Consider the following 6082-nt stretch of genomic DNA (forward strand, 5'->3'; position numbering starts at 1 on the left):
TTGATCAGCTCGACCACGTCGCCGATGCGAGCGGCGGCCTTGGACAGTTCGCCGACGCGCTCGTTGGTCCGGCTCGCCTGGCCTACGGCTTCGCTGGCGATGCGGGCGGATTCCTGCACCTGGCGCGCGATCTCGGAGACCGAGGAAGACAGCTCTTCGGTGGCCGAGGCGACGGCCTGAACATTGGCCGAAGCTTCCTGGGAGGCGGACGCTACCTCCGTGGAGATATCCTGGGCGCGCGAGGCGGTCGCCGTCAGAGTCCCGGCAGAGGCCTCGAGCTCGCTCGAGGCCGACGACACGGTATTCACGATCTCGCCCACCGCCTGCTCGAACTGGTCTGCGAGTCTGACCATGTCAGCCTTGCGGCTCTCGGCCTGCCGGGCCTCGATCTCGGTCTGCTCGTGACGCAGGCGCTCGGTGTCGACCATGTTGTCCTTGAACACCTCAATCGCCTTGGCCATGTCGCCGATCTCGTCGGCCTTGCCGCGGCCGGGGATCTCGACCGCGAGATTGCCGCCGGCCAGCAGCCCCATCGCCCGGGTCATCGAGGTCAATGGACCCACGATGCTGCGGGCGATCAGGAAGGCCACGATCAGTCCGAACAGGACGGCGAGGCCGCCCGCGATCATCTGCACCGATGTCGTGCCCTCGATCACGGCTTCGGCGGCGGAGCGCGACTCCTTGTAATCCTTCTTCAACGTGGTTTCCGCGACCTTGAGCTTGCCGATGCTCTCGACGATGAGCGGGGCGAGGTTCTTGTGGTAGATCTCGTCGGCCTGGAGCATCGCCGCGGAGGTCGTCTCGAACGCGGATTTGTAGATGCCGAGCGAGGTCTTCACCGGAGCGAGCACGGTTCGCAATTCCGTCGCCTGCGGGCTCTTTTCGAGCGCCGAAAGGCGCTGCATCGCCCTGTCCACATTGGTTCTGAAGTTGGCGGGCCCCTTGGTGTCGCGCAGGGCGAGGAAACGCCAGTTGGCGATTTGAACCTGGAGCAGCCTGGATTCGAGGTCCGCAACGAGCGCCGCGGTGTCCTCATCGACGGCAGCTCGGGCCACATCGACCAGCTTGCCCATCTTGACGGTCAATTCGTCACCGCTCGGCAGCAGCGTCGCCTTGCCGGTTCTCGCCTCGTTGACAGCGTCCCCGAGATTGTCACGCAGGCTTTTCATCTTGGCGATGTCGCTGATGAGGCCTTCGTAAAGCTTGCGCCGCTCCCCGGAGGCCGTCCCCTTCGCCCCGACCTTCAACAGCTCGGTCGCCGCGGTTTCCCGTTCCGAAGCCTCCTTCATCGCAGGCTCGCTGGCGTCGTAGATGTAGCGCAAATTGGCCCGCTGGATCGCCTGAAGGTGGGTCGATATCTCCAGCACCCGCGCGGTGCTGTCCGAAAGCGCCGATTGCTTGGCGACCTGATCCTGCACGGCCCGCAAATTCCAGACGGCAACCACCGCCATCACGACACCAACCGCCACCAGGGCCATGAAGCCTGCGTACAGGCGTCCCCTGATCCGCAAACGAAATTTCGGCATTCCCACTGTCCACCCAGATGCATGTGACTTCGAGCGGCCGAACCTCCGGCGATCGTCACCGGCCACCCTGGCAGCCGCGCGCCGTTTTCCGACGACCCACGCTGCACCGCGACACAATGGGGGACACTCGTTAATTGAACCTTCTGATTCTTCGCGCCAGCGCGCCGGGCTCATACAAAATCTGCTGATTTTATCGGCAGTTGCGCAAGGCTTTGGCGCATGGCCCTGCAGACGCGCGCAGATCGTCGCATCGGGCGTCCCGATGGACCTTGGTTCGGCGGTCGCCTGCGTCACTTTGCCAGCCGCGCTCTCGATCCAGCCCGTGGGGGCGCGAGCGCCGCCGATGCCGGCCCCGACCGGGACCGGCGCACGCTCGGCTCTTCATTTGCGTCGGCGGGGCTTCTGCAGCTCGTAGGCAATCTCCGACCGGGTTATGCCGCAGTCCTGCAGCTCCCGTTCGGTCATGGCAGCGAGCTGGCATCGGGCCCGGGACCGCTCGCGCCGAGCCTGTATGAGGTCCACCAGCGTCCGCCAAAGCCGCACGAACCTCACCGGCTGTGGCGGACGGGACCGGCCGGTGGACGCGACGTCGTCCAATCCGCTCAGCTCGCGGCCCTCACGGGTGCTTGCGGAAACGGACCCAGCGCCCTCTCGGTCAGGACCGAGTCGCAGTACTCGCGGATCTCCTTGATCTTGCCGTCCTCCAACTGGAACACGAGACAGTAATCATTGTCGTAGCGCACGCCCTCGGGCGTGACGTTGTCGCCCTTGGCCTCCACCACGACGATGTCGCCATCGGCGATGAAGCGGTGAGCCACGGTTCGCGTCCGGTCGCGCAGGCGGGTGCGGACATAGCCGTGCAGATCGTTGAGGATCGCCTCCTTGCCGGTGAAGGTGCGCGACCAGGAATACTGGCCGGTGACGACCCATCTGGCATCGTCGGCAAGGCTTGCAGTGAACAGGGCGCGGTCGCGCGCGGCCGGATCGGGGTTGGCGGCGGCGGCGAAAATGTCCTGCATCAGTTTCTTGTTGGCGCTCGCGCTCATGGCGGCATCTCCGTGTGGTGGCAACGCGGAGATCATCGTCGGGCGATCATCATTCTTCAAATCGATAGAGAATATGATATCTATTCGCTTGATGAATTTGAATTCGCTTGACCTCAACCTACTAAACGCACTCGATGCGCTGCTGCGCGAAGCCAATGTCAGCCGCGCGGCCATGAGGATCGGGCTGTCACAGCCGGCGACGAGCCACGCGCTGCAACGGTTGCGTGATATCTTCGGCGATCCGCTGCTGGTGCGGACCGGCACGCGGATGGAGCTGACGCCGCGGGCGCAGGCCCTGCGCGCACCGCTCGCGCAGGCGCTCGACCAGGTCCGCGGATTGTTCGTGCCTGATGAATTCGATGCCGCGCGCAGCGAGCGGCAATTCCGCCTGATGATGCCGGACCTTGCGGTCGAGCTGTTGATGCCGCCTTTGATGGAGAAGGTGACACGCCTTGCGCCCAACGTCCGCATCGACGTGGTGCCGTGGCGGGGACCGGCGATCTTCCACGCCGAGTTCGCCCGCACCATCGACCTCGTGATCTCGATCGGCAACGCCTTCAAGGGATTTCACCGCCAGTTGCTCTACACCGACAGCGACGCGCTGGCGGTGCGGCGCGGCCATCCCGCTGGCGCGAAGCTGAAGCGGCGCGAGACATTCCTGGCCGCGCACCATGTCGGCGTGATCATTCGCGGCCAGCCCGAGGATCTGATCGACACCTGGCTGCGTAGCAAAGGTATCGAGCGGCACATTGCGCTGGTGGTGTCAGGCTATCTCGAAGCGCTGCACGTCGCGGCGCGAACCGATCTCGTCGCCTTCGTCCCGCGCCGGTTGATCGCGGCGCTGTCGAAGCAGCTCGGCCTCGTCACGGTGACGCCGCCGCTCGACCCCGGGATCGACGAGCAGTTCATGTTCCATCCGACGCGGGCCCAGATGGACCCCGGCTCAATCTGGCTGCGCCGGCTGATGCTGGAGACGGGACGGGAGCTGGAGAAGCGGAGAGCTGGATAAGTCTACAGCTTCAACAAGCACAGTGTCGTCCCGGACAAGCGCCCCAAGCGCGCGCCGATCCGGGACCCATAGCCACAGGACGTGCTTTGGCGAAGACTGGTCGTTCGGTACTACTACCAAGCACGACCGATAGATTCCGCGGTATGGGTCCCGGGTCTGCGCTTACGCTTGCCCGGGACGACTGGGGAATGTGTGGCCGCACTCCTACGCCTTCTGCGCGTCCATCACCTTGCGGATCGCGGGGCGGTCCGACATGCGCTTGAAGTGATCCGCAATCTTCGGCGTGGCGTTGATGTCGACGCTGTCGCCTTCGAGCCAGTTCGAGAGTGTGTGGAGGTAGGGATCGCAGATCGTGAACTGATCGCCCATCACCCAGGGACCTTTGAACATCTTCTGCTCGATCAGCTTGAAGCAGGCGGCCATGGTCTTCGGCACCATTGCCTTCATGTCGGCAAACGAGCTCTCCTCCGTCGCCCAGCGCGCGCCGCGCATCTTGTGGGCATGGTTGATGTGCACGGTCGAGCAGAGATAGGAGTTGAACGACTGCACCTGGGCGAAGTCGAAGGGATCGTCCAGCGGCGCGAGCTTGGCCTTGGGGAAGGTCTGCGCGATATAGGCCAGCATCGCCGGCGTCTCGGTCAGGACGCCGCGGTCAGTCAGCAGGGCCGGCACCCGGCCCTTCGGGTTGATGGCGAGATAGTCCGGGCTGTTCTGCTGGTTGTCCTTGAAGCTCAGCCGTTCTGCCGTGTAGTCGGCGCCGGCCTCCTCCAGGGTCATGTAGGTGGCGAGCGCGCAGGTGCCGGTGGCGTAGTAGAGCTTGAGCATGTCGGACCTCATGGGAAAATTGGAAACTAACGGCTGTCGGCGCCGAGGTCCATAGCACGCTGTTCTACGCGCCTTGCTCTTCGCAGTTGCCCACATCCGCCCGCCTGTGCCAAGACGCCCGCAATCGGAGGGGTTTTGTCATGACAGTTCTCATCGCCGGTGGCGGCATCGGCGGACTGACGCTTGCGCTCAGCCTGCACCAGATCGGCGTTCCCGCAAAAGTGTTCGAGAGCGTCGCGGAACTGAAGCCGCTCGGCGTCGGCATCAACGTGCTGCCGCATGCGGTGCGCGAGCTGATCGAGCTCGGGCTGATGGACAAGCTGGACGCCAGCGGCGTGCGCACGCGCGAGCTCGCCTATTTCTCCAAGCACGGCAAGCCGATCTGGAGCGAGCCGCGCGGGCTGGAGGCCGGCTACAAATGGCCGCAATTCTCGATCCATCGCGGCACGCTGCAGCAGCTGCTGCTGGACACTGCGGTCGAGCGGCTCGGCCGCGACAATATCCTCACCAGCCATCACCTGACCGGCTGGACCGAGACGGCGGACGGGGTGCGCGCCGATTTCATCGACAAGGCGACCGGCAAGGCCGCCGGCACTTACGAAGGCGCGATCCTGATCGCCGCCGACGGCATCCATTCCGCTGCGCGAGAAAAGCTCTACCCGAACGAAGGCCCGCCGATCTGGAATGGCCGCATCCTCTGGCGCGGCGTCACGCCGGCCAAAGCCTTCCTGACCGGCCGCACCATGATCATGGCCGGGCACGAGATCCTGAAATTCGTCTGCTATCCGATCAGCAAGGCACCGGATGCGGCGGGCAACCATTTGATCAACTGGGTCGCCGAGCGCCACATGCCGCCAACCTATCAGTGGCGACGCGAGGACTATAACCGCACGGCGCGGCTCGAGGAGTTCCTGCCCTGGTTCGAAAGCTGGCAGTTCGACTGGCTCGACGTCCCCGGTCTGATCAGGAACTGCCCGCACGCCTATGAATACCCGCTGGTGGACCGCGATCCGGTGTCACAATGGACCTTCGGCCGCGTCACGCTGATGGGCGATGCCGCGCATCCCATGTACCCGATCGGATCGAACGGCGCCTCGCAGGCGATCCTCGATGCCCGGGTCATCACCCGCGAGATCCTGGCGCACGGCCCGACGCAAGCGGCGCTGCTCGCCTATGAAGCCGAGCGCCGGCCCGCGACCACCGACCTCGTCCTGCTCAACCGCAAGAACGGCCCCGAGCAGGTGATGCAGCTCGTCGAGGAGCGCGCGCCCGACGGCTTTGAGGTCGTCACCGACGTGCTGTCGCAGCAGGAGCTGGAAGACATCGCCGCGAACTACAAGCGCGTTGCGGGCTTCCAGGTCGAGGCGCTGAATGCGAAGCCGCCGATCGTGAGTGCTGCGGCGAAGCGGGTCGGGGCTTGAACTCTCGCGCGAAGCAAGATGCGCATGAATGTGCCCTCGCCCCTTGTGGGAGAGGGCAGCGTCGCCGGTAGACACAGACTCACTCGGGTGAGGGGTTCTCTCCGCACGGACTCTCGCGCGTTCGTATTCGCTGAAGCAACCCCTCATCCGGCGCTTCGCGCCACCTTCTCCCGCAAGGGCAGGGGTGTCCGGGGAAGTTATGCATAGCAGAACTCGATCTGGCCCGGAACACGGCTGGTTTTTGGTTTGGTCGGA

6 protein-coding genes are annotated in these 6082 nt (G+C 64.8%); 2 read left to right on the forward strand and 4 right to left on the reverse strand.

Annotated features, from left to right (window positions below):
- The 3 genes from JQ592_RS38070 to JQ592_RS38080 form a co-directional block, all read right to left on the reverse strand.
- Positions 1–1526: HAMP domain-containing protein (locus JQ592_RS38070; RefSeq protein ID WP_246821073.1), on the reverse strand; the 1526-nt coding region annotated here is incomplete at its 3' end.
- A gap of 381 nt (positions 1527–1907) precedes the next feature.
- Positions 1908–2078, reverse strand: coding sequence for a DUF1127 domain-containing protein (locus JQ592_RS38075; protein ID WP_211407841.1), 171 nt, complete (start codon positions 2076–2078; stop codon positions 1908–1910).
- Positions 2079–2128: 50 nt separating this feature from the next.
- A complete protein-coding gene (locus tag JQ592_RS38080) occupies positions 2129–2572 on the reverse strand; it encodes a nuclear transport factor 2 family protein (protein WP_211407836.1) in 444 nt (147 codons plus the stop codon).
- 91 nt (positions 2573–2663) lie between these two features.
- On the opposite strand from JQ592_RS38080, the gene JQ592_RS38085 reads away from it, so the two are divergent.
- Positions 2664–3581: a LysR family transcriptional regulator gene (locus JQ592_RS38085; RefSeq protein ID WP_211407837.1), complete on the forward strand. Its 918-nt coding sequence runs from the start codon at positions 2664–2666 to the stop codon at positions 3579–3581.
- 204 nt (positions 3582–3785) lie between these two features.
- Here JQ592_RS38085 and JQ592_RS38090 read toward each other — a convergent pair whose 3' ends face one another.
- Entirely contained in the window at positions 3786–4406 is a 621-nt protein-coding gene (locus JQ592_RS38090; RefSeq protein ID WP_211407838.1) for a glutathione S-transferase family protein, read from the reverse strand.
- Positions 4407–4546: 140 nt separating this feature from the next.
- On the opposite strand from JQ592_RS38090, the gene JQ592_RS38095 reads away from it, so the two are divergent.
- Complete coding sequence (locus JQ592_RS38095) at positions 4547–5827, forward strand: flavin-dependent oxidoreductase (protein WP_211407839.1); 1281 nt, start codon at positions 4547–4549, stop codon at positions 5825–5827.
- Positions 5828–6082 lie beyond the last annotated feature (255 nt).

The sequence above is a fragment of the Bradyrhizobium iriomotense genome, assembly GCF_018129405.1.
In the GTDB taxonomy this organism is placed as follows: domain Bacteria; phylum Pseudomonadota; class Alphaproteobacteria; order Rhizobiales; family Xanthobacteraceae; genus Bradyrhizobium; species Bradyrhizobium iriomotense_B.

Bases quoted from the DNA above. Each gene is read 5' to 3' on its own strand.
- JQ592_RS38080 (WP_211407836.1), bottom strand. From the start codon at position 2,572: ATGAGCGCGAGCGCCAACAAGAAACTGATGCAGGACATTTTCGCCGCC.
- JQ592_RS38085 (WP_211407837.1), top strand. From the start codon at position 2,664: ATGAATTTGAATTCGCTTGACCTCAACCTACTAAACGCACTCGATGCG.
- JQ592_RS38090 (WP_211407838.1), bottom strand. From the start codon at position 4,406: ATGCTCAAGCTCTACTACGCCACCGGCACCTGCGCGCTCGCCACCTAC.
- JQ592_RS38095 (WP_211407839.1), top strand. From the start codon at position 4,547: ATGACAGTTCTCATCGCCGGTGGCGGCATCGGCGGACTGACGCTTGCG.